This is a genomic window from Sphingomonas faeni, assembly GCF_040407565.1.
Lineage (GTDB): Bacteria > Pseudomonadota > Alphaproteobacteria > Sphingomonadales > Sphingomonadaceae > Sphingomonas > Sphingomonas faeni_F.
This window is the reverse complement of the sequence record NZ_JAPZPR010000012.1, coordinates 22,328-49,169: the sequence shown is the minus strand read 5'-3', so window position 1 is coordinate 49,169 and position 26,842 is coordinate 22,328. Positions and strand designations below refer to the sequence as shown.

Genomic DNA, 26,842 nt, shown 5'->3' with positions numbered 1-26,842 from the left:
GTTCAACGGCTAGAATAGCACAGGCGATCGGGCATGGTCCGCGTCCACTGTGACCAAGCCTTCAACCCGCATCAGCTGCGAGGGGTAGGGCGCAACCAAGTCCTTCAGATCGTCCCAGGGGGCGGTCAGCCAACGGTCGTAATCCTCGTCGTGTAGGATGACCGGCATGGCCTTGGGGTGGATGGGGGCCACGATCGCGTTCGGCTCCGTCGTCAGGAAACCATAGGCATTGTCGCGCGCGGTCGGACGCCAGATCCCTGCAAAGGCGAAAATTGGGCGGCTGGGCACGTCAAACCAGTGCAAGGGCTTCTTGCCGTCTTCGCCAAGCGCCAACCCATATTCAGAAAAAGCGCTGACCGGGACGAGACAGCGTCGCGCCGGCGTCGTCAGCATCGATCGCCAGAAGCTGGAGTTCAGGTTCCGCACGTTCGTCACGTACTTGGTAAGTTTGACCGAGGGGTCGCGCGCGCTGGGCACCTGCGTCGGCACGCCCCATTCCATCCGCTCGAGCTTCCGCTCAGCACCGTCCTGTACGATCACCTTGCCGTAGAACGGTGTCTTCTTGCCAGTCGGGAAAATGTCACCGACGGGGTATTCCTCGTCCCTCTCATAAGGAGGCCGGATACCGAAGGTGACCCCAAGGTCGGCATCCTTCGCCGTCATACGATACCGGTTGCACACGAAGCGTATTCCTAGGGTTGGCGCCGACGAGATGATCCCGTCGGCGCACGCGTCTTACATCTTGTCTTTCAGCCCCTTGGCGGCCGTGAACGCAACCTTCTTGGAAGCGGCGATCGTGATCGTCTCGCCGGTCCCGGGGTTACGGCCTTCGCGCTCCGGGCGGTCCTTGACGGTAAACTTGCCAAACCCTGGGATCGAAACCTCCTCGCCCTTCACGGCTGCGGCCGCGATCTGGTCGAAGACGGCGGTGATCGCCTTCTTCGCGTCAGCTTCGTTCGAACCGGTCGCCTCAGCGACGCCCTTGGCCAGGTCACTTACGTTCATGCTATTCGTACTCCATTGGAAAGACCGGCGGGACCTTAGCCATGGCGAACGACGAGACAAAGACCGTACTGGACGAGTCGAGCGTCGCGGCGGTTCGCCTCACGCTGAGCACGCTCGCGGGTCATCACGTCGCCGAAATCTTTGAGGCGGCCGCAGGGCGAGGGCCGATCGCAGATCTGGCGCCCGAGGCAATGCGTGCCCGAAACATCGATCTCTAACGGCCAGCGACACGCTCGCGCGTGACGCGAGGATCCTCATAGAGATCGCGGATCGCGCGGAGCCGAAAGACATTCCACCATCGTTGCCAGCGATGCTCGGCTGCATCGTGGATCATATGGCAGCGCTGACAGAGCGCCTTGAGGTTCGAAGGCGCGCTGTTGCCCGGATCATGATCGAGATGCGCGCAAGCCAGGACGACATAGGTCACGCGGACCGACGCCAGCACAAACCCGGCTTTCATGGAAATACGCTTGCCGCGGTCCGACCGCCAGCACCGGACATCGGCATCCCACCAGCGTCCGTCGCCAAGATGGACCACACGGCGCAGGTGTGGTCGACCGCATCCCTCGCATTTGGCTCCGGCACGATCGAACCGGACCGTCTGCGACAGCTGCCGCCAGTCGATCGGGTAGAGCCAGCGGTTCTCGGGGCGGATCGGCATGACGATTCTATGAGTCACCCACTGGGCAAACGAAAGCGAATAATTCGCCATTTGTTGCCGCTTCGTATTTTTTTCGTTCCTCTTCGTACGCCGAGGAGGAAGTCGGGTCATCAGCCCGGATCGGGACGATCAAACCGCTTGCAATGTAGGACCTAGTAACGGAACATAAAGGGAACGAGTAGAGTCTTAGACCATGATGTCCCCCGTCCCCGCGTCCCTTGCAACCAGCCTTGCCCACTTGCGGATGATCGCCACGCCGGTCACCGACTACCGGGTGCTGCCGTTCGGCGTGGCTGCGATCGATAGCAGACTTGGGGCTGGAGGCTTGCGTGCCGGCGCGCTTCACGAGGCGACGGCGCGTAGCGGATCACTGGTGGATGATGCCGCAACGACACTGTTCCTTGCCGGTATTGCGGCGCGCGAGGCGGCCAATGCGAGCGGTCCTGTTTTGTGGGCCACGTGCCGCACCGACCTCTACGCACCGGCTTTGGCTCAGGCAGGCCTTTCCTCGTCTGATGTTATCTATGCTCAGCCCTATGATGACGCAGCGTTGCTCGCGGTAATCGAGGACGCGGTTCGCGACGGGACGCCATCGGCGATCATCGCGGAAGCAAGCAAAGTGTCCATGGTTGCAACCCGTCGTCTGCAGCTGGTGGCAGCGGAGGCCGACATGCCAGTGCTGTTGCTGCGGCGTCGACGCGGCCGTGACCAGGATCCTTTCTCGGAACCATCCGCCGCGTGGACACGCTGGCGGATCGGCTCCGCGCCTTCGGCGCGGCTGGAGGTCGCGGGTGTAGGACGAGCAAGATGGACGGTCGAACTGGCGCGGCAACGCGGCGGTGAAGGGTTTTCCCTGATAGTGGAGGGCAGCGATGAGACGGGTCGTCTCGCTGTTCCTGCCGAACTTGGCCATCGAGCGGCTGAGACGGTTGGAACGGCCCGCTACGCGGCTGCCTGAACGGCCAGCCTTGCAATTACCGGTCGACGACGATCCGGGTGCCTGTTCGGTGCCGCGGGGCGGCGGGTGGCGCCCTGGCGCCCGCTGGGCACGCGAGGGTGCACAATCACGCGGGGATGTTAAGGCACAGATCGCCGCGTTACCAATTCATGCGCAGCCGCCCATGCGCGAGCTTGGCCGCCGATCAGAGGCGGCGAGCCACCCGTACAAGGCCCCGGCGCCCGCCATGCATTTCATCGCGCCTGTAGCGCCTCCAATTGAGCACGCGCCGCTTGCGCTAGTCGGCAAGGTTGGCCGGCGCGAAGAGGTCGTGCACGCCTGCACCGGTGCTCAAGCGCTCGGCATCCACCCCGGCATGGCCGCCACCCATGCACGCGCGCTGGTGTCGGATCTCGACTTCCGGCCAGCAGAGCCTGAAGCCGACGCGGCGCTACTCGATCGCTTAGCGCTACTGGCGGTCCGTCGCTGGTCGCCGATCGCGGCGGTGACGCCAGCCGATGGGCTTTGGATCGACCTTGCCGGCTGCGAACACCTGCACGGAGGGGAAGAGCGGTTCTGTCGTCGTCTGATCGCCTTCTGCCGTCGCGCAGGCTTCACCGCCCGCGTGGCGGTTGCCGACACGCCGGGTGCCGCGCATGCAATGGCTCGCTTCGGCCGGGACGATCTGACGCGCGTCGAACCGCGTGGCACCGTCGAGGCGCTCAGCCCGTTACCGATCGCCGCGCTGCGCCTGACGCCCACGGCATTAACTGCGGCGCGTAAATTCGGCTTCGAGCGGATTGCGGACCTCCTGCCGGTCGCACGCGGACCGCTGGCACGGCGACTTGGCCTACCAGCGATAACGCGGCTCGATCAGGCCCTGGGCGGAATGGCAGAGCCGCTAACGCCGCGCGAGGATGCCGAGGTGCCGGCCGTCGAGCGGCGCTTGCTGGAGCCGATCAGCACCGCCGAGGCGATCGAGCAGGTTATGGGCGACCTCCTGCGCGACCTCGCGGAGCTGCTGCAGGCCAAGGGGCTTGGCGCCAGGTCATTGCGCCTGACCGGCCTGTGTGTCGACGGCAGTGAGCAGATCGTGGCGGTTGGTACATCTCGGCCGACGCGCGAGGTGAAGCATCTTCTGCGGCTGCTGAAGCTGCGCATCGAGCGCATCGACCCGGGCATGGGCCTCGAGCAGTTTTGGCTGGTAGCCCCGCACACCGAGCCGCTCGACGCGGTCGACCTTGGCGCTGTCCTCGCCGGTGAGACAATGGTGCGCGATCCGTCGCGCCTGGTTGACCTGATCGCCGGACGGATCGGGGGGCATGCCGTCTTCCGCATAGCGCCCGTCGAAAGCCATGTACCCGAGCGGGCCGTTGTCCGCTCCGACCCAAACCTGATGCCAGGAAGCTGGCCGAGTTGGCAACGCCCGATCCGTCTCTTCGCGCATCCGGAGCCTCTGCACCGAGTCATGGCGCTGATGCCCGACCAGCCACCGCGTCGGTTCGAGTGGCGCGGCAAGACATACAAGGTCGTCGCGGGCGACGGACCTGAGCGGGTCCACGGCGAATGGTGGCGCCGCGATGCCGAGGTCTGGGCTGTCCGCGACTATTACCGCGTCGAGGACGAGGGTGGCGGCCGCTACTGGGTCTTCCGCCGCGGGGATGGCTTCGAGGATGACACGGGTGATCTGTCCTGGTGGATGCACGGGGTCTTCGGATGACCCATTATGTCGAGCTTCAGGTGCTGACGCACTTCTCGCTGCTGCGGGGTGCATCCAGTCCGGACGAGCTGTTCGCGGCCGCGGCCGTGCTTGGCTATCCATCGATTGGGGTGAGCGACATCGGCACCGTTGCCGGCGTTGTGCGAGCATGGGAGGCCCAGAAAGCAACCGGCGTCCGCTCGATTGCCGGCACGCGCGTTGACCTGTCGTGCGGCCGGCGACTGCTGCTGTACCCAATCGATCGCTCGGCCTGGTCGCGGATCACCCGGCTGCTGACCGTCGGCAAGAAGCGGGCAGGGAAGGGCGGTTGCCTGCTGCACTGGCACGACCTCGAGCCATGGTCAGAAGGCGTCGTTGCAATCCTGCTGCCGAACGAGGCGAACGAGGAGAACCTTGCGGCACTGGCCGATCTGAAGGCAGTCTACGGCCGTCGTGGCTACTTGGCGCTGTTCCAGCGGCGCCGACCGGGAGACGCGGTCCGCATCGATGCGCTTGCTCGACAGGCGGGCGGTGCGGGCGTGCGCGCCGTCGTGACCGGCGACGTGCTTTACCATGCACCCGACGCACGGCTGCTGCAGGACGTGGTGACCGCGGTGCGCGAGAAATGCACCGTCGACGAGCTTGGCTATCGCCGCGAGGTCAACGCCGATCGCGCGCTGAAATCACCCGACGAGATGGTCCGTCGCTTCCGCGCCTACCCCGACGCGCTGCAGGCCAGCGTCGACATTTCGCGCATCTGCACCTTCGACCTTGGCGAGCTTCAGTATCAATACCCGCATGAGAAGCTGATCGACGGACTGACGGCGCAAGAAGCGCTTCAGAAGCTGGCCACCGAAGCGGTCGAGCGGATGTTCGATGGCGACGTTCCGCAAGCCTATACCGACCAGATCACGCACGAGATGCGGTTGATTGGCGAGCTTGGCTATGCGCCCTATTTTTTGACCGTTTACGCGATCGTCCGCGAAGCGCGCCGACGCGGGATCCTGTGTCAGGGGCGGGGCTCGGCTGCCAATTCCTGCGTCTGCTTCGTCCTCGGCGTCACCTCGATCGACCCGATCAAACACGAGCTCCTGTTCGAGCGCTTCGTCTCCGGCGAGCGCCGCGAGCCACCCGATATCGACGTCGACTTCGAGCATGAGCGCCGCGAAGAGATCATCCAGTGGATCTACGAGACCTATGGTCGCAATCACTCTGCGCTGACCGCCGTCGTCACGCGCTACCGGGCGCGTGGCGCGGTACGCGACGTTGGCAAGGCGCTTGGACTGCCTGAAGACCTGACGTCATCGCTGGCGGGTTTGGTGTGGGGCTGGTCGGCCGACGGTGTTGGCGAGAAGCAGGTCGAAGAGCTCAACCTCGACATCGGCAACCGCCGCCTCCGGCTCACGCTGGAACTGGCGCGCAAGCTTATCAGCGTGCCGCGGCACATGTCGCAGCACCCAGGCGGGTTCGTCCTGACGCATGACCGCCTCGATGATCTTGTCCCGATCGAGCCCGCGGCGATGGAAGACCGCCAGATCATCGAATGGGACAAAGACGACATCGATGCGCTGAAGTTCATGAAGGTCGACGTGCTAGGTCTCGGCATGCTGGGCTGCATGAACCGCGCTTTCAACATGCTCGAGGCGGACAAAGGGCTGCGGGTAGGGCTTGCCGACCTGCAGGACGATGATCCCGACGTCTACGCCATGATCTCGAAGGCCGACACGCTCGGCACCTTCCAGATCGAGAGCCGGGCGCAGATGTCGATGTTGCCGCGGATGAAACCGCGCCGCTTCTACGATCTCGTCATTCAGGTCGCGATCGTGCGGCCGGGACCGATCCAGGGCGACATGGTCCACCCGTATCTGCGCCGACGCGAGGGACTGGAAAAGCCGGAGTATCCGCGGCCGGAACTGCGCGCGGTGCTGGAGAAGACGCTTGGCGTGCCGCTCTTTCAGGAGCAGGCGATGAAAGTCGCGATCGTCGGTGCCGGATTCACCCCGGCTGAGGCGGACCAGCTGCGTCGGGCCATGGCGACCTTTAAGGTGACCGGCGGAGTATCCCATTTCAGCGAGAAGCTGGTCGAGGGCATGGTCGAGCGCGGTTACCCGCGTGATTTCGCTGAGCGCACCTTCCGCCAGCTCGAGGGCTTTGGTTCCTACGGCTTCCCGGAGAGCCATGCCGCCTCCTTCGCCAAGATCTCCTACGCGTCGTCGTGGATGAAGCATCATCACCCCGACGTGTTCTGTGCAAGCCTGATGAACGCGCAACCCATGGGGTTCTACGCGCCGGCGCAGATCGTCGGCGATGCACGCGCGCACGGTGTCGAGGTTCGGCCGCCATGCGTCAACGCTAGCCGGTGGGACTGCACACTGGAGAAGAACGGCGGGCGCTATCTCGCGGTACGGCTTGGACTGCGGCAGATCCGCGGGCTGTCGAACGCCGATGGCGCAAAGATCGTCGGTGCGCGTGAGCTTACGGCCTTCGAAAGCGTCGAGGACGTTTGGCGGCGATCGGGGGTACCGCGCGCCGCGATCGAAAAGCTGGCCGATGGCGACGCCTTCCACAGCTTCAGCGTCGATCGCCGGCAAGGCCTGTGGAAGGTGAGGGGCCTTGGCGACGCACCGCTCCCGCTATTCGCCGCGGCCGACCGCGTGGCCGAAACCTTCAGCGCAGAAGGCATTGAGCCAGACGTCGCGCTGAGACCGCTGACCGATGGCCGTGAGGTCATCGAGGACTACCGCGCGCTGCAGCTGTCGCTTCGTGCTCACCCGCTGACGTTCGTGCGTGACGAGTTGGTCAGGCGCGGCGTCACAAGGTGCGTCGACCTCGCCAACATCCGCGACGGCCGCCACGTCGAGGTCGCGGGCATCGTCCTGGTCCGGCAGAAGCCGGGGTCCGCCAAGGGTGTTCTCTTCATCACGATCGAGGATGAGACCGGGATCGCCAACGGCATCCTCTGGCCTGATCGCTTCGAGGCCCAACGCCGCACGATCATGTCCGCCTCGATGGTCGGCCTGAAAGGCAGGATCCAGAAGGAAGGCGAGATCATCCACGTGATCTGCGACCGGATCATCGATCACGGCGACCTGCTGCACCGGGTTGGCGACATGTCGTTTCCGCATAGGACTGGCCGCGGTGATGCTGGCCAGCATCCAGGCTCACCCGATCGCGGTGACAAGGGCTGGAAGCCGGAACCGCGCAACAGCTACTGGCCACCGCACGCGGAAGGCATGGATCCGGAGGAGGTCGTGCGGTTCAAGTCGCATGACTTCCACTGATCCCGTGTCCACGCTGCCAAGGCATCAGCGTGTCGTGATCGCGCTGTCCGTTCACATTCTGCGCTGTGGCGTGTCGCGCTGTTCCGAAGCCCGGGTCGATGTTCCGGAGATCAGGCTGGCCCTCAGATGCCTGCTGCCGCATTGCCCCGAGAAATGGCCACTCGCTCTCTACTGGGACTCTGGATCGCAGACGAACGAGATCGGTCGCGCCCAGGGCGTCACCGCGGCGTTCAACGGTATTGTCCGCCAGCTGCGCCGCGCAGGCTGTTATGAAGAGGTGTCTGAACCGTGAGTATGAGACTACCGCGAGCGGCCGTTGCTCGCGTTCCGGAAGGCACGCGTATCGTCAGCGTGGAGCGCATGTCGCGGGCGTTCACCAAATACCATCTGGATGACGGACGCGCGCTGCACCGGTTCAAGATGGAAGAGCCGCACGCCACGCCGCATGACCACCCCTGGAGTTTCGACACCGATATCCTCGATGGTGGCTATGTCGAAGAGGTGTTTCACCTGGATCCAAGTGGCGGTTGGCACAGCAAACTCGTTCGTCGGCTATCCGGCGAAACCTACCACGTCGACGCTGCGCACATTCACCGCATCGTCGAGCTGCCAACAAGCGAATGCTGGACGCTCGTTCGTGCAGGTCCCCACACGCGGGAAACCCGGTTCTGGCGGTTCGGCGACATCGTTCAGTCCCGGGCGTGGCATGAGCGACGGTGGACGCGTTTGGAATAGGCCGTCACGGCGAGAGCCAGTCCACCGCGATGTTCAAGACGGCATTGGCCGGGGAAGAGTATCGAGCGCTGCCGATACCTGCAGGCGCAGATCCTCGTCGCGGGTGATCTCCAGCATCGCGCTCAGGCTGCTGCGTGCGCCGGCCACATCACCAGCGACCAGCTGAAGTCTGGCTCGCTCCCACCAACCATGGGCGTGCGTGGGCGCCACGATCGTCATACGGTCGTACAGGACCAGCGCGCGTGCGGAATCCCCGGTCTGCTCGGCACGGGTCGCCTGGTTGAGCAGCAGGCGGACGAGCGCCGACCGGTTCGACAGGGGAAGCATCCCGTCGGAAAACCGGGCCTGGCCCGTCATCTGCTCCAACAAGGCTTCCACCTGTTCAGGGGCGACGATGCGACCATCGTTGAAGGGATCGATGATCAGCGCATCCGATGCGTCGCCGAGGCGGACCAGGACGTGGCCGGGGGTATTGAGCGGCATCGCCGACCATCCGAGACGTCGTGCCATCGCCACATAGAGGATCGAAAGGCTGATCGGCAGACCGAGCCGGCGATCGACGACCGCGATCAGGTCCGCATTCTGAGGGTCGTCGTAGTGCGTCCGGTCGCCGGAGAACCCGAACTCTTCCACCATCACGCTGCTCAGGGCTTGGGCCTGAGCGATACTACCTACTGCGTCGCCGTCAGCAGCGCGCAGGGCTATTTCTATGTCGGTGAGCTCGTCGAGATATTCATCAAGATGGATACCGGGATGATCGAGCGCTGCGAGTTCGAGCGCAGCCAGATCGAGCTCAATTTCGCCGTCTTCCATCAGCCCGAGATGAAGAATGCTATTGGTCATGAGCCGTTAGATGGGGGGCTGCTTCGATCGTTTCTATGGCAACGTTCGGGTAAGCGGCCCGGCGTACCCCGCGTCATGTGCGATCCCACCATGCTGGTGCGGCAATCCACCCGAAAGCCATCATCACGATTCTGGATCCGGCAGACATCGATACCTGGCTGCGCGGATCCTATGACGATATCGTTAGCCTGCACAAACCCTATGACCCTGCCAAAATGACCGTCTGAGAGCCTGTCTTCGCAACCCGCAGCAAGGAACGGTAGCGTTCGGCCATCCTCGGCAAGCAAACAGGACTGCGCCGAACGATCCATTGTGTCCGCTACGCGTTGTGCGACGGTAACAGGGAGCCGAAACGATGACGCAGGATGACGAACGTTGGATGCGTGAAGCGATCGCGATCGCGCGATCGAAGGGTTCCGATCCCTCGACGTCGCCGCTGGGGTGCGTGATCGTCCTCGACGGCAAGGTTATCGCGGGCGAGCGCAACCAGACGAAGGAATTGCCGGACGCGACCGCGCATGCCGAGATGATGGCGATCCGACGGGCGTGTGAAAGCACGGGGGAATTGGAACTGCGCGGTGCGACGCTCTACTCCACGCTGCAGCCCTGCGGCATGTGCACGATGGCGTCGATCTGGTCGAAGGTCGGCCGCGTCGTTTACGGGGCGGGCCGCGATGATGTTCATGTGATGTATTTCGAAGCGCAGCACGTCGACACGCTGGCATTCATCGGCGACGCCTACCGCGACGATATCGTCATCGAGGGAGGGTGCCTTCGCGACGACTGCGCCAAGCTCTATTATGGTCCCGACGCTGAGCTACCAGTCGACGAGCAGGCAAATCTATAGCGTGCTGAGGCGGCGCTAAACCGAACGAAACTTACCCCTGAGTCGGCGCGTTGCGGTGGTGCCGGAGCAGTTTGCTTCGCGGCTATCCGCTCAGCGAGGACACTATCATGGGCCTGTTTTCCAAAGACATCGTGACGTTCGACGACCTGTTCCTGCATCAGCTGCAGGACGTTTATTACGCGGAAAACCAGATCACCAAGGCCTTGCCGAAGATGGTCGACAAGGCGACGGCACCAGCCCTGAAGCAGGGTTTCGAAACCCATCTGCTTGAGACGGAAGGGCAGATCACGCGCCTCGAGAGCATCTTCGACCTGCTTGGTGAGAAGGCAAAGGCCGTGACCTGTCCGGCGATCGACGGCATCATCAAGGAAGCCAACGAAGTCGCTGGCGAGATCGAGGACAAGGCGGTGCTCGACGCTGCGCTGATCGCGTCGGCACAGGCGGTCGAGCATTACGAGATCACGCGGTACGGTACGCTGATCGCCTGGGCGAACCAGCTCGGCCGCGCCGATATCGCAGCGATCCTGAAAGAGACGCTCGACGAGGAATATGCGACCGACGACAAGCTGGCGGCGATGGCGACGTCGAGCGTGAACGCAAAGGCGGAAGCAGTTACCGCATAAGCGTTTCAGTGTCGGGGGGCCGATGCCCCCCGACCAGTTTCCAGCTTTTCATGAAAGGCACGTTCGATGGCCGACGATATCGCATTCACGCTTCCCGAAGCCTTGCGTGCGCAAAAGCACATGCGCGATGCGCTAGGCCTGGGCGAGGAACGGTTCCCGGTGCCCGCCTTCATCAACATGGTAAGCGACGAGATCGAGCAGCTGCGCGACGCTGGCAGGACCGATGGCGAAATCGCCGCGCTTGTCAAAGAATCGAGCGGTCATGCGCTCACCGAAGCGGATATAGCGCGCTACTACACGCCGGTCGAAGACCGGCACTCCAACGAGCATTGAATCCGCCCCTACCAGGCCAGCGATTACGTCCCTTGTCAGGGGTAGGGGCACAGGTTTGCTGTTCTGATCAGGACCACCGATCGCCGCGTCGGAGTAAGCAGGAACAGATGGCGACTGGGGGGCTTTATAACTGAAAGCCGTCTGGAGTGATCTTATGTTCAAAAATGCCGTGATCAAATCGATTGAGCTTCACGGTTTTCCCAGTTCGGTTGGCGTTGCTCCGCTGCCAAGTCGGCAGGAACGACGTCGCGAGGCAGCAAAGGCAAAACGACTGGCTCCCAAACACTGTGCGTGCTGCGCCCCGGACCAGAACTGATGGTCGCAGACCGGCCTTCGCCAATGGAAGCCAAGCTCGTAAATGAGCTGCCGGTCGAACCGGGCTGGCAATATGAGCCCAAATGGGACGGTTTCAGAGCGCTGGTCTTCCGTGATGGCGAGGCCGTCGACATCCTTTCCAAATCGGGAAAGCCGCTCGGGCGCTACTTCCCTGAGATCGTCGCACTCGTCGCATCGGTCCCGCAGGAGCGTTTCGTGCTCGATGGCGAGATCATCCTGCCGATCGCGGACATCCTCTCGTTCGATGCGCTTCAGGCACGGCTGCATCCGGCGCAAAGCCGGATCGATCGTCTGGCGAAGGAGACGCCTGCGCAGCTGATGCTATTCGATTGCCTGGGCGTCGATGATGCCGACCTCAGCAGTGCGCCGCTCTCGGCTCGCCGGAAAGCGTTGGAGTCGTTCCATGCGCGACATGCTCGCGCTGGTCTCCTGCTGTCGCCCTGTAGCGACGAGATCGACGACGCTGCGGCCTGGCTGGCGACGAGCGGCGGGGCGCTGGACGGCGTCGTCGCGAAACGGCTGGACGAGCCTTACCGTGGCGGGGAACGCGCCATGCTGAAGGTGAAGCAACATCGGAGCGCGGATTGCGTCGTAGGCGGCTTCAGACGGGTGAAGGAGGGTAGCGAGGTAGCATCGCTTCTGCTCGAGCTTTACGATGATAACGGCAAGCTCAACCATGTCGGCTTCACCTCAGGTATAGCCGCGGTCGATCGCGCGGCGCTTACCGCGAAGCTCGAGCCACTGATCGAAGCACCGGGCTTCACTGGTAAAGCTCCCGGCGGTCCCAGTCGCTGGAACGACGGTCGTGAGAGCGAGTGGGTCCCCTTGCGGCCAGAACTCGTCGTCGAAGTCCTGTACGATCAGGTGACCGGGAACCGGTTCCGGCACGGTACGCGCATCCTGCGCTGGCGTCCCGATAAGGCACCTGAGGCGTGCACGATGGATCAGCTGGAGCATGAGCTTCGCCCTGCTGAACTGGGTATAGCGTCATGACCGGTTCCTCCTCCAGCGATCCCCTGGCGAAATACCGGGAAAAGCGGGATTTCGCCAAAACCGCCGAACCTGAGGGCAGGATCGCCAAGGCGGGAGGCAATCGCTTCGTCGTGCAGAAGCATGCCGCGTCTCGCCTGCACTATGACTTGCGGCTCGAACTCGACGGCGTTCTCAAGAGCTGGGCCGTTACGCGAGGACCCAGCATCAATCCCGACGACAAACGGCTCGCAGTCCGCACGGAGGATCATCCGGTCGAGTACGCCACGTTCGAGGGCACGATCCCGAAGTCGGAATATGGCGGCGGGACCATGATGTTGTGGGACACAGGAACGTGGGAGCCGCTCGCTGGCAAGGACCCGAGCAAGACGCTGCCTGAGGGACATCTCCACTTCTTCCTGCATGGGCATCGCCTCAAAGGCGAATGGATGCTCTTCAGATTAAAGCCCCGCGGGAAGGAAAAAGGCGAGAACTGGATCCTGCGCAAGGTCACCGACGACCAGGTCGGCGGATCGGAGGATCTTGTCGGAACACACCTTACGGGGGTGGTCAGCGGACTTACTATGGAACAGATCGCCGCAGGCGAGGGAGGCAAGTCGAGGGCGCCGGCAACGCCCACCGCAAAGCCTGCGACGAAAGCTGCAAAAGCACGAGCGACAAGCCGTAAGAAGGCAGGCTCACCCCCGCCATTCCAACCTGTCCAGCTCGCGACGCTCGTCGATCATGTGCCCGCCGGCAACGCCTGGCTGCACGAGATGAAATATGACGGGTATCGAACGCTGGTGGCGGTCGGCGGGGGGACGGGCAGGGCCTATACGCGGTCCGGGTTGGACTGGACGGACAAGTTCGCCGGCATTGTCGCCGACGCCGCAAAACTGGATGCGTCGTCTGCTCTTATCGATGGTGAGGCCGTGGTCGTCGATGCCGACGGCAAGACCAACTTCCAGGCGTTGCAAGCTGCGCTCAAAGGAGACCCGGACGCGATCCTGTACTACGCGTTTGACCTGCTGGCACTCGACGGTGAGGATCTGACCGGACTACCGCTATCGGAGCGCAAGGCGAAGCTTGCGGCTCTGCTCGCGGGCGGCACCGACCGGATCCGCTACTCGGATCATATCGCCGGCCGCGGCGAGGAGCTGTTCGAGACGTTTTGCGCCGAAGGTCTCGAGGGTGTCATCTCGAAGCGCGCGGACGCGCGCTACGCCGGCTCGCGGTCCGGCAGCTGGCTGAAGACGAAGTGTATCCAGAGACAGGAGTTCGTCATCGTCGGCTGGTTGCCGTCCGACAAGCAGCGAGGGTTCAAGTCGCTCCTCTTGGGCGTCAACGAGGACGGTCATCTCCGCTATGCCGGCAAGGTCGGAACAGGGTATACGGGCGAGGAGATCGACAAGCTGATGGATCTGATGACGCCGCTGGCCGTCACGAAGCCGACCGTCGCCGCACCACGCACAGCCGTGCGCGGCGCACGCTGGATCAAGCCGCAGCTGGTGGCCGAAGTGGCGTTCATGGAAGTGACGAGCGACGGGGTGTTGCGCCATTCCAGCTACCTTGGCTTGCGCCAGGACAAGAGACCCGAGGCGGTCGTCGTCGAGAAGCCTGCGCCCGTTGCCAAGCTCGAGGCACCCGAGCCGTCCGTCGTCCGAGTGACCAATCGGGAACGGGTGATCTTTCCAGAGTCTGCGATTACCAAAGGCCAGCTTGCCGACTACTATCAAGCCGTCTCCGGTATCATGCTACCCTGGTGCGGAAGTCGCCCGATAAGCCTGGTTCGGTGTCCGCAGGGCAGGGGGAAGAAATGCTTTTTCCAAAAGCATGACGCCGGAAGCTTTGGCGATCATGTCCACCATGTCGGGATCGCCGAGAAGGACGGACATGACGAACCCTATTTGTTCGTTGACGATGCCGAGGGTCTCGTCACCTGTGTCCAGATGGGTACGATCGAGTTCCACGGCTGGGGTGCGCGGATCGAAGATGTCGAGAAGGCTGACCGGCTGGTGTTCGATCTCGATCCCGATGAAGGCCTCGATTTCAAGGACGTCATTTCCGCGGCCCTTCATGTCCGCGACGTGCTGGCCCAGATGGGCCTTGAGACTTTTCCAATGGTGACGGGCGGAAAGGGTGTCCACGTCATCGCGCCGCTGACACCGAAAGCCGAGTGGCCGGCTGTGAAGGATTTCGCGCACCGCTTGGCGATTGTCCTGGCCCAGTCCGAACCCGATCGATTTACCGCAGCCCTTGCAAAGGCCAAGCGAACCGGACGCATCTTCATCGACTATCTTCGCAATCAGCGCGGGGCGACGGCTGTCATGCCGTATAGTGCTCGTGCTCGCGAGGGCGCTCCCGTTGCCGTCCCCATCACGTGGAAGGAGTTGGGGAAACTCGACCGCGCATCGGGCTGGCACATCGGCGATGCGGGTGCGCTGCTGAAGCGCGCAGCGTCAAAGGATCTCGTCGGTTGGGGACGCGCTGACCAAATTTTGCCCGACCTATGATCGACTCTGTTCGCCTGGTGCTTCGATGAAGATCGCAACCTACAACGTGAATGGCATCAACGGTCGCCTGCCGGTGCTTCTGCGCTGGCTGGAAGAAGCACAGCCCGACGTCGTCTGCCTGCAGGAACTGAAGGCGCCGGACGAGAAGTTCCCATTGAGTGCAATCGAGGCGGCTGGCTATGGCGCGATCTGGCAGGGCCAGAAGAGCTGGAACGGCGTCGCTATTCTCGCTCGTGGCGTAGAACCCGTCGAGACGCGGCGCGGGTTGCCGGGCGACCCGGACGACGTGCAGAGCCGCTATCTCGAAGCGGCCGTTGGCGGTATCCTGATAGCCGGGTTCTATCTGCCCAATGGCAACCCGCGGCCGGGCCCGAAGTTCGACTACAAGCTCGCCTGGATGGAGCGCCTGATTGCTCATGCGGCCACGCTGTTCGACACCGATGCGCCGGTCGTGCTGGCCGGCGACTACAATGTGATGCCGACCGAGATGGACGTCTACAAGCCGGAACGATGGATCAAGGATGCGCTGTTTGCGCCAGAAGTCCGAGCCGCGTTCTTTCGTTTGATCGACCAAGGTTGGCTGGATGCGCTACGGGCAAAACACCCGGACGAAACGATCTACACGTTCTGGGATTACTTCCGGGACGCGTATGGCCGCAATGCCGGGCTTAGGCTCGATCATCTTCTGCTGAACGCCCCTGCGGCAGCACGTCTGGCGGATGCGCAGGTCGATCATCACGTCCGGGGCTGGGAGAAGTCCAGCGACCATGCCCCTGTCTGGATCAAACTGAAGGCCGCGAGACGGAAGCGTTCCGCAACCTGATTGTCGGGCCGACGCAAGCGATCATCACACTGTATACTACATATGCGTCGCTTAGGCAGCCCATCCAACGCCGCTCCAACTTGTAGGCGCAGGTCGCCATCCCTCATGAACTCGATCATCGCGCTCAGGCTATTGCCGCGCCGGTGACGTCTGCGCATTTTGACGTGATGCGGCTGACCTTGCCGGTAGTCAGGCGCTACCGCGCTGACCGTTTACCTTGCCAGCTGCAGCATCGAGCTTCTCTCGGTCGTTTCCGACCTCGGCAATCAGTTCACGCGCCTGCTGCGCACTCAATCCATGCTTCTGCGCGAAATACTCGACCTCGTAAGGTTCGCTACCCGAAACACGGCTGCGATCACGGCCGTCGGTCTTGCTCTTGTCGTCTGCCACTGCGTGTCTCCAATACGTTCTGATGCGAAAACGCTTGGCCTGCCGGGCGTTTCCTGCAGACGACGCCTAATTTCACTGCCTGAGTTGGCTTCGGCATTCAGGCTGGGTCGCCCATCAGTGCCACTAAGTGACAGCTATCGAAGCGCCGATACGGAAATGTATGGTGGAGCAGATCACTCAGTCAGATGAGGCGCTCTCGTTATCAAGGCTGCGCGATCATCGGTTATGGCAGTTTTTTCAGGACCATCCTCGCGAGACCGCGACGAGCACAATCGCGAGCGACATGACGAACAGAGAAAGCCAGATCGCGATCTGGCCAAAGATATGCAGCACCAACCCCGTCCAAGAGTAACGACGGCGCAACAGGACGGCGCTGCCAACGGCGACGAAGAATGCGACCGTCGTAGGCATGGTGATCGAGGGAGACCGGGATAGGGAGGCTTCGGCAAGCGGTGCCAATCCAATCGCCATAACCAGCAGCCAAGAAAACCCAAATGTCAGGGCGCCAGACATGTCACCGAGTGCCGGGGGGCGGTGCTGAACAGACTGAAAAGCCTTACGCTCGTGCGTTGCCGTCGTGCTCATTTCGCTGTACCATTTGTTAGAGAGGTGCGCCGTGAAAATTGACCCGACCCAGCCCATCTACTTTGATACCGACATCAAGGCCGGAACCGGTCGTGGTTTTTGGCAGCTTAACCCGCCGCCTGAGTTTGACTGGAGTGAGACCTCGGAGGGCGACTACGCGTCTGCCGCCGAAAAGACATGGGTTGGACGGTTCGTTCAACGTCTCTTCTTCGCGGTGGTCCTTGGAGTGATCGCGATCGGCGCGCTCGACATGGTGATAAGGTAATCTCACCGCTCCGGACCTGTGGGGCCGGTCGCTAGGGAAAACCGTGCGTCAACATCACGCCGATGTTTCTCGCCAAGGAGTTCAGACGTTCCAGCGGTGATGAGGCCTACCTCACGATCCGTCGAAGGTTTGCCGCTCGAAACAGGATGGGGGGATGCGACCCCGCTACCTCCGGAATAGCGACCTACGATGCTCCCCTCGGAAGCCACACCAGGCAGTTCCATGCCTTCTAGCGCTGGATTGCTGAGGGCGCTCTGAATGTCGCGTTCGATCGCTTCCGATCGCTGATTAGCCCACTTCCCGATAGCGGCGTTGCGCATACCCTCTTGCGTCGAACTAAGGTTCGTTTCCCACAGGCCGGGCAGGACACCGGAAGGTGCGTTTGCCACCTCCTTGTCATAATACCGGGCAAGATCTTGGCTGAGATCCTGCGTAAGGTTAAACCCTGAGCTTTCGGCGAAGCTGGCGTGCTGCTCCAGCGACTGGGAAAGTTCCCGATAATGACGGGCTTGCTCGTTGTAGGACTCAATGCGGCTGAGCGATTCCTCGATAGCTTTGGTTCGGGTTTCGCTTTGCGAGGACCGGGAAAACTCACCAGATTGACTGAAAGTACCTTCGTTTGTGCTAACGGTTGCACCAGTCGAATGGTCGCGATTGATGCCATTCGTCGCCGACACTGCATTATCGCGGCTACTCGATGCGCTATCGCTATCGTTGGTTGTATCCGACCGCGTATAATTTTGATTATAGCCAACGGTCGCACTTGCCTGGACACCAAGAGCGCTGGCTGCCTTGCCAAGCAAGCCTCCTCCGCCGCCCTTGCCCCCAACTCCAACGCCAGCAGTAACACCTCCGGTGACGGCATCTGACCAGCTAGTGCCCTTGCCGGTCTCGGACTGCTTACGCGTTCCGTTGCCGACACTCTGGCTATTCTGGACGCCGTCGCTCCCGGTGATCGTATTCCGATCACTGACTTCGGTGTTACTCCCGCTACGAACACCGGAGCTTGAGTCGAAACCAGACGAGTTCTCGCTCGACCAAGAATGGCCGTTCCGAAGCGCATTAAGGTGCGAGACCTCGCGACGGCTTGCCTGCTCGAACCCGTCAGCGACGCGCGCTGCCATCGTCGCCTGCTGGCTTTCAGTGGCAACAGAGCCTTGGCTAAATTGCGGCTTGAACCCGATATTCGACATGGCGCGCGAGTTGTCATAAACATTCTGGCCGTCGCCAAAACCGTTCGTCGTCGCGCCGTTGTCGTGCCGGAAGCTGGATGCAAATGCACCGGTCGAGAATGCAGGCGCATCCGACCACTGGTTGCTCTGACGCATGTTGGACGTCGAGTTCGAGAAGCTGGCATTACCATAGGAGTAATTGCCTGTGGTCTGCTCAGCGGCTGCAGCCTCCGCAGCGTTCTGCGCGGGCGATAGCACCGATGTCGCCTGGCCCGAGATACTCATAGCGCCCTTGGCTAGACCCGCGGCGAGGAACGGCACGCTCATCAACATGAAGCCGGCGATCGTCGCGGTTTCGGCGTTTACCGCGCCAATACCTGCATAGGACCCCAACGACATGCCGCCATCCGCTACACCCTGAGCCGCGGCTGTCGCACGCGTCATGCAGATCATGTGGAGGATGACATAAAGCGGCCCCCACGCGGCCAGATAGAAGAACCCGGTCAGGTAGCCCTTGAGCGCGCCGACCCCGGTCTGCGGCATCAGGAACAGCGGGAAGATAACCGGGAACATCGCATAGAAGACTACCGTCAGAACGATGTTCAGGATCGGCACCCAGCTCATCGCCTGCTGCGCGATCGAGTTGTACGTGTTGCGCGCCTGGATATCAGCCCGCGTCGTGGCGAACGTATCGATCGAGGCCGCACCAGGACCACCGGCCATGCCGTCACGCGCCTGCATGAATGCATTGATCGCCGTATTCTGCCGAACGATGTTTTCGTAGCCGGCGCTGGACGCCGTGAACGCCTGATTGACGATCGGAACATCGGCCCGCAGCTTCGCGGAGGCGACGGCGGTCGAGAGCTTTGGATAGCTTTCCTTGGCCCAGAGCAATGTCTGGGCGTCGATCATGGTATGCCAAAGACCATCAAGCATGCCGTAGGCCTGCCGGCAGCTGACGATGCTGCTGGACGTTGTCGCGCCGGAGCGTTCCACCCAAGGTTGGGACCGCGCAGCAGAGCCGGGCCCCATCGTTGCCCAGAGGTCTTTCGCGGAGGCAAGATCGGTCATCGACTTCTGACCGAGCATGACGTCGCCGAACACGCAGTTTTTGAAATGCGACGACAGGTTGGTCGCGAACTCGGCGTCGCGGATCTGAAAATTGCGCGTCGCATCGAGCAGACGGGCACCATAGACCATGCCGTTCGACGAATAGCTAAGCTGGCTCGGCATCGTGAAAACGGTTTCGGCCGTCCGGGTCAGCCAGTCACCGACCTGACTGGTAAAGCTGGCGATTACCCCCAAGCCGAGGGGTACGTTGCCGACAACGGCGGGAGCCAGTGACGGGTTAATCCGGTCCGTCACCTTAACCGTGACGGTCGGGACCATAAGGCACATGTAGATGAGCGATGAGCCAAGGAACCAGTTGAGCCAGACGCGCACGTTCATGGTGAAAGCGACGGCAAGAAGCGAGTAGATCAGGCCAAGGACCATCACCACCTGTAGGAGGGAACGGTAGCCGCCTCCGCCTGTCCAAGCTGCTACCGCGTTGAAGGTGTTGACGATGTATTCGCCACCGCCAATCGTGAAGACCTCAACCATGCTCCGTCACCCGTCCTAGTTGAGGCCTTGAGCACTCAGGCCCCGCGAGAAATTCAGCGATGCGGACATCGCCGGCGACATGCTGTTCTGAAGCGTGGATTCGAGCATCACCGACTTATTGATAAGCGCGATCGTCTGATTGAGCGTGGCCTTCAGTTCGACGTTGCGCTGAGCATACCGAATGCGTGCCTCCGCAAGCTGGTCACGCCACATCTTGCCCATTTCCGCGTCGGCAGGCTGGACTTGAACGGTCGACTGGCTGATCCGGTCGAGCATGTTCTCGATCATGGACGACAGAAGGTTGACCGAGACGATCTCGGCAAGAGCGCTGGTCTCGCCGTCGGCAAAGTTTTGGTGCGCCATCGCCTGTACCGCGAGCATCTTGTAGAGCGGCAGCGTCGTCATGTTGAGCAGCTGCTGTTCCTGAGCGTCGAGCGCTGCATCGGTACGGATCTTGCCGTTGATCGAGTCGATCATCGCCTTGATCTTCGTGCGCAGACCCGGCCCGGGCCGCAGCGTCTGTTCAGTCATGTTCAGGCACTTTTCGTCGTCGTCGCAGTGCAGGATCTTGACGGGTGTGCCGGTGCCAGCGCCATCGAGAAGAGCCGTAACCACCGCATCCTCGGCAGGCCCGACGAAGCCGACGATCGCACCCTCTGCCGCCTTGGGATTGATGACGATTGTCCCGACCAGCGTCATCAGGAACTCGGAAAACTCCTTGTCGGTGCCGGCGAACTTGTTCGACTTTTTGATCGCATCCCAGGTGTAATTCCGTGGGTTGCCGGGAATCTTGTCGGCCATCGCCGGATCGGTGTTGGCGTCGAGCGTAGCGTCCTGCTCCCCACCGGCACCGCAGCCCTGCCGGGAGCGCGCCCAGTCGGAGAACTTGCCTTGGCTGTTACCAACTGCCGCGCAAACCGTAGATCGTGCACCGGCCATCTTCGGCCAGACCGATCCAACCAGCCCTTGCGCCGCCTCGCACGACGAGATGTTCATCTGGTTCATCTGCTGCGCCTTGTTGGCCATGGTATCCATGACCTTGCCGATCTCAGGCGAGACGCTGTCGATCGCGAGCTGGAAGGCAAAACCCAACGCGTTGTTGGCAGTCGCCTTCAGCATGGCGACCATCTCGGCGCCATTGATGAAGCTGAAGGAGCCGGTGAACAGATCGATGCCACCGCAGCCGGCGGATACCTTAGGCATCTGCAGATTGAACGGCTGCACGCTCTTTTGCGGGAAGCGCGTCCAGACGTTGCCCATCGAATAATAGCCGGCGGTCTGCCCCTGATAAGCGCTCGGTCCGGTCACGTTCGCGGCACCGCCCGCGTCCTGGAAGAAGCTGTCCATCTGCCCCGCGACATCCGCGCGCGCCATCCCAACGGGGATCATGCTTGCGGCACCAAGGCTCATACCGACGGCCGCGGTCCGGCAAAGGAGGGCGCGGAAGGGGGAGGGGCGAGGCGAAGGGGCGTTCGACATCAGAAGTCACTCCCGACCTTGGCGTTGATGAGCATGAAGATCCGCTCCATCACTTCGTCGGCCGACATGATGCCAAAGCCGATTGGGACGGTCTTGCGGGTGACGGTATCGAACAGCACCAGTGCCGGCGTTGCGAGCGGCACGCCCATGCGCTGACGCTGGCCGCTGTCGACGACGTAGTTGGGGAACTGGCGGCTTGGACCACCGTCCGTCGATACCGCCATCACTGTGATGCGGTGGCTTTCGGCAACCGAGCGCAGGATCGGCGAGAAGACCTCACAGGCAGCGCAGGACTGCGCGAAGAAATAGAACATGCCGTAGCGCTGACCAAGGCGCGAAAGGACCTGGTCACGCGTCGCGGCGCGGTTGTCCGTCCACGCCCGCTTGCCGACGGTCGAGACCGGCCGCTGCAGCGTGTAGTCGATGTCCGGGTTCTGCCAGAGCGCCCGCTGCCAGGTGTCGGAGAAGGTAGACGCCCGATCGAGCTGCTCGCGCTGGTAGCGGACGTAGGCGATCACATTCGCCTCACTCGGCTCCAGGATGGCGCGGGCTTTTAACTCGTCCAGCTGTTTGGTGATCGCTTTAAGCTGTGCCGTCGATGACTGCTGCGGTTGCGTGGACGCCTGCGGGCCGGCCGGTTTGGCCTTGTGCCGCTCGCAGTAGAACCACTGGCCGAGCTTCCGCTCGCCACAGTAGAAGTCGCCTGTTTGCTGCTGCTCCGCGGTGTCAGACGTACGATCAAATTGGGACTCGACCACCACGTTGCTGGCCTGCGCATCTTCGTCATCGATCGCCTCCGACATCGACGCGCTCTGCAGGTCCACGGCCTGTGCGAGCGCAGGGGTTGCGACAGGTGCGGTCGCGGCCAGCAGCATAAGAACGATAGCGGTCAGCCGCCCGTCACGCTTAGTCTTGATCGTCGTCATCATCATGCTCCCCGTCGAGCTCAATCATTGCGAGTTTGAGAACTGACATCATCGCGGCAACGTCGAGCATCCTGGTGCCCTGATCGAGCATCCGGACGATGCCGCGAAGGTGGCTGCGGCCGTGCTTTCGCCCCTTGATGGTCGCGCGCATTCCGGTCTCCCGGCGGACAAGCCAGCCCTTGTCGGCCATCCGGGGAAAAGCCTGCTCGACCTCATGCGGATCAATGTCGCACTGAAACCAATGCGAGATGGTTTGCGCGACCTCGCCAGCCGAGGTGCCCCGGCCGGACCGGTGGATGCGGAGGAAAATGGCAAGATCGAGCACCGACATGTCGATCGAACATGGCCCCCCCGGACCGCTTGCATCATTTGCTCCCGTGAAGGTCATAGTACCCCTGAATTTTGGTTTGAATGTCGGCCATCACGGAGACCTCACTGGGTAGCTTTGCTGCGTCCATGAACTCCGCATAGACCTCGGAAAAATTCATCTGGGACAAGTCGAGGCGTTGAAACTCCTCGATCGAGAAGCCCTTGCAGGTCTCGTCTTTGGGTTTGCCCCAAGCCTTGCCAATCTGCTGGCGACCCTGTTCCTGGAGGATGCGCGAGAGCTTGCTACCGAAGCAGCAATAGGCGTCCTTCGACGTGACACAGATGCCAAGCACCTTGTCCGAACAGTAGGATCCAACCTTGTGGCAGAGTCCCTTGTCGTCCTTCTCGTCGAGCTGCTTTTCGGCCGAGCTACACAGCCACGGCGTCAGAAGCGGGACGCCGCTCCCTGAACAGCAATTCGACGCACCGAAAATCTTCTTATTGCAGGTGCCCCGCTCGCCCGAAAACACGGTCAGATTGGCTGGGTCGAACTGCTTGCCGGCATCGCCGATCGAATGGAGTGCGACGAGCGCATCCTTGAACTCGGTTGAAGCCTCGCGCTCGATCGTCTCGCAGCTGCCATTCAGGCAATAGACGTCACCGCCACAGACATACTGCTTGTCAGTCGGTGCTTTATCGTCGGGCAGGGGGCAGCTGTAGACGCGCTGCGATACCTTGCAGGCGCCGCTTTGCGGATCGTCGAGGCACTCGTCGCGGAGGAATTTGCACAGCTTGTTGTCGTCGAGCGCGCTGCAATCGCTGGCCAGCGTGAGGCGCTGACAGGTGAAGGAGCGCGACCACGCCCAGCACGCCTGCGTCACCGACACACCGTCGATAATCCGGGTTTCAGGGCCTTCGGTGCAGACTTCGGCCGCTTGCGGAACGCAGGTCGTGTCGGCCGCCAGCGCCGGGCAGGTGCCTTCGTTGCGGGCGACGGTAACGCTGACCGTCCCTTCCTTCTTCAGATAGGCCGTACCAGTCGCAAAGTTGTGGTGGCTGGCGATTTCAGCGGCCGACAATTCGGCATTGCAGGAATACAGCTGCGCCGTGCCGCTGACATTCTTCTTGCAGTATTTGCGGTAGCCTTCGACGTCATTAGCGCCACCGCCAAGATCGATCTGCGCGTCGCAGATGTGCTTGGAGACCGGTTCTGCCCGGCAAACCCCCGCATTGACCTTCGCCTGCATGACGCTGTTTTTGGCGAACCCGTAGCCCTCGTTTTTGTCGAGAACGGCATAGTAGAACCAGCGCGCGGTGTTGACGACGGTAGGCACGACGTTTCCGCGGCAGGCCTCGACCGTGTCCGTAACTTTCGACCCCTTGTTGCAGGTAGCCTCGTAATAGCCCTTTGAGCCGACGGAAGGAGGAAGGGCCGTGCATGTTCCCTCCGCACCGCCAAGGCTTTGACCGCCCAGATAGGTGTCAGGGTCCTTCTCGATCGCGGTGCCGCGCGAGGTCGCCGCCAGGATCTCGGCATTGCTGAAAGTCGCCCGCGTGCGTGCGCGATTGGTTACCGTGCCGAACGCCTCGTCGGTGCCAGCCTTCGAGCCACCGTCGACTACCAAGCGGTCGGGATCGTCGAAATAGACCTTCTCGGCCAGATCGGTGCCGCCATATCCCGGCAGCTGCGCGAGCTTGGCATCGTTCGGGCCAAAGCTTTCGTCAGCACGCATCGACTTTCCAAGATCAGCGCCCTGCTTGCGTGCTTCCTCGATCGTCGTCTGTGCGACGACGCCGCTGGTGGCGCCCGCCAGGATGCTCAGTAGCAAAGAGAAAGCGACGCGCTTCACTCAGACGCTCTTGCTGAGGTTACGCAATGCGACGGATGCCACACCGGCACCGGGGCCGTGCGCCGCGACGAAGGTGTCGAGCACGTAGCGAACCGAGACGTTGCCGGTGATCTTGTCGTGTGTCGGCACCGAGGTGGTGCAATTCAGGCCGGAGCAGAGATCGAAGTCGGTCGAGACGGCAACATAGGTCGGGACCGCCTCGACGTTGAATGCACGAAAGAGCCGCGGGTCGATGCCGACATTGGACAGCTGATCTTTGTCGGTGACGACCTTGCCCAGCATGGCACTGAAGGCCTTCATCGAGTTGTTCGGGAAGCCCCGGAAGACAACCACACCGCCCGCCTTGGCCGTGTCGGCAATGAGCTGACGCAAGGCTGCTGGCGGCATCGACAGGCTGGCAAAGGCGATGAACTGCGGCGCGTCACCCCTGGTGCCAGCGACATTCTGGCTTGCGCCCTTGATGATTTCGTCGAAATCGAACGCGCCGTCACCGTTCACCCGTAGATCCGCATTTGCGAGCGATGCGAGATTTGCGCCGCTTTTCGCCTGGATGGCCACGGCTTCCCCGCGAAAGGCATCGCCGCGGTTACGGACGTGTTCGGCAAAGATGTCGGCGTCACCCTGCATGGCGGCCGAGCGGCGTTTGATCGCCTCAAGGTCGAGCCCGTCGACGGTCTGTGCGATCGCCTGGATGCCGGCGAGACCGACGAGTGCAGCGATGACGATGGTGATGCGGCGCATGATCGTCTCTCCTCAGAGCACGCAACAGTTGCGTTTGCGCCAGACGAGGTAGCCCATGTCCTCACCCTTCACGGGGAAGGACCGGCCTGCCTGTGGTGGCATGGTGGAGGCCCCAAGCGGCGAGCAGGCCATCTTGCCGCTGACCATCGGGATCGGGTTGACCATCTGGACGCGGTATTGCTGCTTGCGCAGAACCGGCATCGGATACTTGTTGCAGAGGCCCTTCGAGCCCATCGTGCCCCAGGCTAGACCTTCGCGGTGGATCTTGAACGCGAAGCGGGCAAGCGCGAGACGCGACGCCTGCACATGGCCGATCGAGGCGGCGATGTTGCCGTTGACCGGATACATTGGACCCTGACACCCAGCACACCAGAAGGTCGCATCGAGCGGCAGCTTGGCGGTTGCCGCGATGCAGTCGCCGGCGCACGCAGCCTGTGCGATCGGCGACGAAAACAGCACGGCTTCCGGGTTGATAAGCGCGGTAAGCGAGTCATCCTGCCAGAGCGGGTCGACCTCGGTCATGTAGGCGATGTCGAACGACGCCTGCTCGAAGCACAGGAAATCGGTCAGGATCTCCATCCAGTACAGGAGCGGGTAGACGTACCAGTGGACGTGCCACTTGGACGTGTTCTGGCCGTTTCCGCCGGTCTGCGATGGTCCAGACAACTGGCCCTGACCGATGTCGAAGCCGGGCGCGATCTTTGTGCCACCCAGATTGACGAAGCACCACGGCTTGGTGGTGACGTCGGCAAGACGAACGGGCTCCCAGAAGCCGGCCGAAATGCCGATGCGCGGCACCGGACTGCCACATGCGCAGACGGGGAGGGACGGGTTTTCCGTGTCGGCGCGATTGCTCGGCCAGATCTTGAGACCGCCCACCGAAAGCGGGAACAGGCACGACCAGCAGACGTCGGTGATCGGGTTCACGAATTTGCCCGAGCACTTCGATTGCGCCTCCGCGCGCGGGCTGAGTGTCGTCGAAAGCACGAACGTACCCAGCAACAGCGTCAGGAAGCGCAAGAGCTTCATGCGTGCTCTTCCGACGACTGTGCGGCGTCGAGGAACGCATTGTCGGCGCGGTTCTTACGGAAAACGTAAAGCGCGGTATGCAACGCGGTCGTGGCCAGGATCGCCGCTACGACGAACGAGGCGGGACGGCCGAACAGGGCAACAAGCGGCGAGATTGCGATCACACCGATACCCGACAGCACGCAGAGCACCTGGAAGGTCCGGCGCATGGTGCGCAGGTCGTCGGTTTCAGGTGCAGCCATCGGCGTGCGCAGGAGGTCGAGCCACAACGGCATCAACTTATTCCCTTCAGCTTGATTTCCGAGAGCTTCAGGACGCGGCCATTCTGCACAGCAACGGCCGGGGTGTGCCGAATGCCGAGTTTGCCGGTGAGGCGACCTTCCTGATCGAAATAGAAGCGCCGCTTGCGGTTGGTCATCTCCTCGATCGGCGAGCCGTTCACGAGGATGATCTTGGCTTTCATGTCGCTGTACTGCGACGTGGCCCATTCCATTTGTGCGGCGTCATCGCCGTCGACGAACACGAGGGCCTGATGGACCGCTACGAAGTCGAGCGGGTTCACCGTCTGGCCGGCACGGGCGATGTAGTTGCCCTGCTGGTCCTGAACGTCGCGCTCGATGACGATCGTTGGATCATAGGCCCAGCTGCGTGGCTCCGTTGCCGCGGTAATACCGGCGACGGGCTTCGGCCGACGCACGCGCGCCTCGGACCGCTTGGCGAACTCCGCGTTCATGCGGTCCATCCCGCCGGTGGCTTGGAGACGCTGCAGGCGGGCCTCGATCGTCGTCAGCAAATCTGGCTCGATGATCGGAAAGGCCTGGCCGACGACGCCGTGGTCACTGGCGATCGCAACGGAGGAGGTCAGCAGCGCGCTGACCGCGAACATCAC

At 62.4% G+C, this 26,842-nt stretch carries 28 protein-coding genes; 13 read left to right on the top strand and 15 right to left on the bottom strand.

All coding sequences use genetic code 11. The features are described 5' to 3' along the window. Nucleotides 1-9 precede the first annotated feature (9 nt). Both O6Y00_RS19820 and O6Y00_RS19815 read right to left on the bottom strand, forming a co-directional pair. The gene (locus O6Y00_RS19820) at nt 10-681 is read right to left on the bottom strand and encodes an SOS response-associated peptidase (protein ID WP_353444260.1); all 672 of its coding nucleotides are present in this window, start codon (nt 679-681) and stop codon (nt 10-12) included. Between the two features lie 54 nt (nt 682-735). Further along, on the bottom strand, nt 736-1,005 hold the full coding sequence (locus O6Y00_RS19815) for an HU family DNA-binding protein (RefSeq protein WP_353444259.1): 270 nt from the start codon (nt 1,003-1,005) through the stop codon (nt 736-738). A 41-nt stretch (nt 1,006-1,046) separates the two neighbouring features. On the opposite strand from O6Y00_RS19815, the gene O6Y00_RS19810 reads away from it, so the two are divergent. Next, on the top strand, nt 1,047-1,223 hold the full coding sequence (locus O6Y00_RS19810) for a hypothetical protein (protein ID WP_353444258.1): 177 nt from the start codon (nt 1,047-1,049) through the stop codon (nt 1,221-1,223). Here the strand turns inward: O6Y00_RS19810 and O6Y00_RS19805 are convergent. Beyond that, a complete protein-coding gene (locus O6Y00_RS19805; RefSeq protein WP_353444257.1) occupies nt 1,220-1,666 on the bottom strand; it encodes a hypothetical protein in 447 nt (148 codons plus the stop codon). The two genes, O6Y00_RS19810 and O6Y00_RS19805, sit on opposite strands and share 4 nt — an antisense overlap. A 244-nt stretch (nt 1,667-1,910) precedes the next feature. Here O6Y00_RS19805 and O6Y00_RS19800 point away from each other — a divergent pair, with 244 nt between their 5' ends. From O6Y00_RS19800 to O6Y00_RS19780, 5 genes are all read left to right on the top strand, one after another. Continuing rightward, entirely contained in the window at nt 1,911-2,624 is a 714-nt protein-coding gene (locus O6Y00_RS19800; protein ID WP_353444256.1) for an ImuA family protein, read from the top strand. Nucleotides 2,625-2,850: 226 nt separating this feature from the next. Next, complete coding sequence (locus tag O6Y00_RS19795) at nt 2,851-4,323, top strand: DNA polymerase Y family protein (RefSeq protein WP_353444255.1); 1,473 nt, start codon at nt 2,851-2,853, stop codon at nt 4,321-4,323. Continuing rightward, nucleotides 4,320-7,583, top strand: a complete 3,264-nt coding sequence (locus tag O6Y00_RS19790; RefSeq protein WP_353444254.1) for an error-prone DNA polymerase — start codon at nt 4,320-4,322, stop codon at nt 7,581-7,583. The genes O6Y00_RS19795 and O6Y00_RS19790 overlap by 4 nt, the downstream gene beginning before the upstream one ends. Nucleotides 7,584-7,617: 34 nt before the next feature. Next, a complete protein-coding gene (locus tag O6Y00_RS19785; protein WP_353444253.1) occupies nt 7,618-7,875 on the top strand; it encodes a hypothetical protein in 258 nt (85 codons plus the stop codon). A gap of 59 nt (nt 7,876-7,934) precedes the next feature. Next, a complete protein-coding gene (locus O6Y00_RS19780) occupies nt 7,935-8,318 on the top strand; it encodes a hypothetical protein (RefSeq protein ID WP_353444252.1) in 384 nt (127 codons plus the stop codon). A gap of 33 nt (nt 8,319-8,351) precedes the next feature. Here the strand turns inward: O6Y00_RS19780 and O6Y00_RS19775 are convergent, their stop codons facing one another. Further along, nucleotides 8,352-9,131, bottom strand: a complete 780-nt coding sequence (locus tag O6Y00_RS19775; protein ID WP_353444251.1) for a SirB1 family protein — start codon at nt 9,129-9,131, stop codon at nt 8,352-8,354. 385 nt (nt 9,132-9,516) lie between these two features. Here O6Y00_RS19775 and O6Y00_RS19770 point away from each other — a divergent pair, with 385 nt between their 5' ends. The 6 genes from O6Y00_RS19770 to xth all read left to right on the top strand — a co-directional run bounded on the left by O6Y00_RS19770 (nt 9,517) and on the right by xth (nt 15,605). Continuing rightward, nucleotides 9,517-10,008, top strand: coding sequence for a nucleoside deaminase (locus O6Y00_RS19770; protein WP_353444250.1), 492 nt, complete (start codon nt 9,517-9,519; stop codon nt 10,006-10,008). Between the two features lie 107 nt (nt 10,009-10,115). Continuing rightward, a complete protein-coding gene (locus O6Y00_RS19765) occupies nt 10,116-10,631 on the top strand; it encodes a ferritin-like domain-containing protein (RefSeq protein WP_353444249.1) in 516 nt (171 codons plus the stop codon). Nucleotides 10,632-10,697: 66 nt separating this feature from the next. After that, entirely contained in the window at nt 10,698-10,964 is a 267-nt protein-coding gene (locus O6Y00_RS19760; RefSeq protein WP_107955982.1) for a hypothetical protein, read from the top strand. A gap of 315 nt (nt 10,965-11,279) precedes the next feature. Next, nucleotides 11,280-12,293 (top strand): ATP-dependent DNA ligase, encoded by a 1,014-nt coding sequence (locus tag O6Y00_RS19755; RefSeq protein WP_353444248.1) that lies wholly within the window; start codon nt 11,280-11,282, stop codon nt 12,291-12,293. Beyond that, nucleotides 12,290-14,782: a DNA ligase D gene (gene ligD / locus O6Y00_RS19750; RefSeq protein WP_353444247.1), complete on the top strand. Its 2,493-nt coding sequence runs from the start codon at nt 12,290-12,292 to the stop codon at nt 14,780-14,782. The genes O6Y00_RS19755 and ligD overlap by 4 nt, the downstream gene beginning before the upstream one ends. A 25-nt stretch (nt 14,783-14,807) precedes the next feature. After that, entirely contained in the window at nt 14,808-15,605 is a 798-nt protein-coding gene (gene xth / locus O6Y00_RS19745) for an exodeoxyribonuclease III (RefSeq protein WP_353444246.1), read from the top strand. A 189-nt stretch (nt 15,606-15,794) separates the two neighbouring features. Here xth and O6Y00_RS19740 read toward each other — a convergent pair whose 3' ends face one another. Further along, nucleotides 15,795-15,995: a DUF3606 domain-containing protein gene (locus O6Y00_RS19740; protein ID WP_353444245.1), complete on the bottom strand. Its 201-nt coding sequence runs from the start codon at nt 15,993-15,995 to the stop codon at nt 15,795-15,797. Nucleotides 15,996-16,232: 237 nt separating this feature from the next. Then, nucleotides 16,233-16,580: a hypothetical protein gene (locus tag O6Y00_RS19735; RefSeq protein WP_353444244.1), complete on the bottom strand. Its 348-nt coding sequence runs from the start codon at nt 16,578-16,580 to the stop codon at nt 16,233-16,235. Between the two features lie 31 nt (nt 16,581-16,611). Here O6Y00_RS19735 and O6Y00_RS19730 point away from each other — a divergent pair, with 31 nt between their 5' ends. Next, on the top strand, nt 16,612-16,845 hold the full coding sequence (locus O6Y00_RS19730; protein WP_353444243.1) for a hypothetical protein: 234 nt from the start codon (nt 16,612-16,614) through the stop codon (nt 16,843-16,845). Nucleotides 16,846-16,847: 2 nt separating this feature from the next. Here the strand turns inward: O6Y00_RS19730 and O6Y00_RS19725 are convergent, their stop codons facing one another. From O6Y00_RS19725 to traW, 9 genes are all read right to left on the bottom strand, one after another. Further along, nucleotides 16,848-19,619, bottom strand: coding sequence for a conjugal transfer protein TraG N-terminal domain-containing protein (locus O6Y00_RS19725; RefSeq protein ID WP_353444242.1), 2,772 nt, complete (start codon nt 19,617-19,619; stop codon nt 16,848-16,850). A gap of 15 nt (nt 19,620-19,634) precedes the next feature. After that, complete coding sequence (locus O6Y00_RS19720) at nt 19,635-21,008, bottom strand: conjugal transfer protein TraH (RefSeq protein ID WP_435368656.1); 1,374 nt, start codon at nt 21,006-21,008, stop codon at nt 19,635-19,637. Nucleotides 21,009-21,097: 89 nt separating this feature from the next. Next, nucleotides 21,098-22,024, bottom strand: coding sequence for a conjugal transfer protein TraF (locus O6Y00_RS19715; protein ID WP_353444240.1), 927 nt, complete (start codon nt 22,022-22,024; stop codon nt 21,098-21,100). Continuing rightward, the gene (locus tag O6Y00_RS19710) at nt 22,005-22,355 is read right to left on the bottom strand and encodes a hypothetical protein (RefSeq protein WP_056678275.1); all 351 of its coding nucleotides are present in this window, start codon (nt 22,353-22,355) and stop codon (nt 22,005-22,007) included. Before O6Y00_RS19710 ends, O6Y00_RS19715 begins: the two co-directional genes overlap by 20 nt. A gap of 34 nt (nt 22,356-22,389) precedes the next feature. Then, on the bottom strand, nt 22,390-24,183 hold the full coding sequence (locus tag O6Y00_RS19705) for a conjugal transfer protein TraN (RefSeq protein ID WP_353444239.1): 1,794 nt from the start codon (nt 24,181-24,183) through the stop codon (nt 22,390-22,392). Then, on the bottom strand, nt 24,184-24,924 hold the full coding sequence (trbC, locus tag O6Y00_RS19700) for a type-F conjugative transfer system pilin assembly protein TrbC (RefSeq protein WP_353444238.1): 741 nt from the start codon (nt 24,922-24,924) through the stop codon (nt 24,184-24,186). It lies immediately after the preceding gene. Nucleotides 24,925-24,936: 12 nt separating this feature from the next. After that, the gene (traU, locus tag O6Y00_RS19695) at nt 24,937-25,953 is read right to left on the bottom strand and encodes a conjugal transfer pilus assembly protein TraU (RefSeq protein ID WP_353444237.1); all 1,017 of its coding nucleotides are present in this window, start codon (nt 25,951-25,953) and stop codon (nt 24,937-24,939) included. Beyond that, a complete protein-coding gene (locus O6Y00_RS19690) occupies nt 25,950-26,228 on the bottom strand; it encodes a hypothetical protein (RefSeq protein WP_332747199.1) in 279 nt (92 codons plus the stop codon). Before O6Y00_RS19690 ends, traU begins: the two co-directional genes overlap by 4 nt. Next, nucleotides 26,228-26,839: a type-F conjugative transfer system protein TraW gene (gene traW, locus O6Y00_RS19685; protein ID WP_353444297.1), complete on the bottom strand. Its 612-nt coding sequence runs from the start codon at nt 26,837-26,839 to the stop codon at nt 26,228-26,230. The genes O6Y00_RS19690 and traW overlap by 1 nt, the downstream gene beginning before the upstream one ends. Between the last annotated feature and the right edge of the window lie 3 nt (nt 26,840-26,842).

Coding starts and splice junctions, on each gene's coding strand:
- O6Y00_RS19815 (WP_353444259.1), bottom strand. CDS start 1,005: ATGAACGTAAGTGACCTGGCCAAGGGCGTCGCTGAGGCGACCGGTTCG.
- O6Y00_RS19810 (WP_353444258.1), top strand. CDS start 1,047: ATGGCGAACGACGAGACAAAGACCGTACTGGACGAGTCGAGCGTCGCG.
- O6Y00_RS19805 (WP_353444257.1), bottom strand. CDS start 1,666: ATGCCGATCCGCCCCGAGAACCGCTGGCTCTACCCGATCGACTGGCGG.
- O6Y00_RS19800 (WP_353444256.1), top strand. CDS start 1,911: ATGATCGCCACGCCGGTCACCGACTACCGGGTGCTGCCGTTCGGCGTG.
- O6Y00_RS19795 (WP_353444255.1), top strand. CDS start 2,851: ATGCATTTCATCGCGCCTGTAGCGCCTCCAATTGAGCACGCGCCGCTT.
- O6Y00_RS19790 (WP_353444254.1), top strand. CDS start 4,320: ATGACCCATTATGTCGAGCTTCAGGTGCTGACGCACTTCTCGCTGCTG.
- O6Y00_RS19775 (WP_353444251.1), bottom strand. CDS start 9,131: ATGGAAGACGGCGAAATTGAGCTCGATCTGGCTGCGCTCGAACTCGCA.
- O6Y00_RS19770 (WP_353444250.1), top strand. CDS start 9,517: ATGACGCAGGATGACGAACGTTGGATGCGTGAAGCGATCGCGATCGCG.
- O6Y00_RS19765 (WP_353444249.1), top strand. CDS start 10,116: ATGGGCCTGTTTTCCAAAGACATCGTGACGTTCGACGACCTGTTCCTG.
- O6Y00_RS19760 (WP_107955982.1), top strand. CDS start 10,698: ATGGCCGACGATATCGCATTCACGCTTCCCGAAGCCTTGCGTGCGCAA.
- O6Y00_RS19755 (WP_353444248.1), top strand. CDS start 11,280: ATGGTCGCAGACCGGCCTTCGCCAATGGAAGCCAAGCTCGTAAATGAG.
- ligD (WP_353444247.1), top strand. CDS start 12,290: ATGACCGGTTCCTCCTCCAGCGATCCCCTGGCGAAATACCGGGAAAAG.
- xth (WP_353444246.1), top strand. CDS start 14,808: ATGAAGATCGCAACCTACAACGTGAATGGCATCAACGGTCGCCTGCCG.
- O6Y00_RS19735 (WP_353444244.1), bottom strand. CDS start 16,580: ATGAGCACGACGGCAACGCACGAGCGTAAGGCTTTTCAGTCTGTTCAG.
- O6Y00_RS19725 (WP_353444242.1), bottom strand. CDS start 19,619: ATGGTTGAGGTCTTCACGATTGGCGGTGGCGAATACATCGTCAACACC.
- O6Y00_RS19720 (WP_435368656.1), bottom strand. CDS start 21,008: ATGATCCCCGTTGGGATGGCGCGCGCGGATGTCGCGGGGCAGATGGAC.
- O6Y00_RS19715 (WP_353444240.1), bottom strand. CDS start 22,024: ATGACGACGATCAAGACTAAGCGTGACGGGCGGCTGACCGCTATCGTT.
- O6Y00_RS19710 (WP_056678275.1), bottom strand. CDS start 22,355: ATGTCGGTGCTCGATCTTGCCATTTTCCTCCGCATCCACCGGTCCGGC.
- trbC (WP_353444238.1), bottom strand. CDS start 24,924: ATGCGCCGCATCACCATCGTCATCGCTGCACTCGTCGGTCTCGCCGGC.
- traU (WP_353444237.1), bottom strand. CDS start 25,953: ATGAAGCTCTTGCGCTTCCTGACGCTGTTGCTGGGTACGTTCGTGCTT.
- O6Y00_RS19690 (WP_332747199.1), bottom strand. CDS start 26,228: ATGCCGTTGTGGCTCGACCTCCTGCGCACGCCGATGGCTGCACCTGAA.
- traW (WP_353444297.1), bottom strand. CDS start 26,839: ATGTTCGCGGTCAGCGCGCTGCTGACCTCCTCCGTTGCGATCGCCAGT.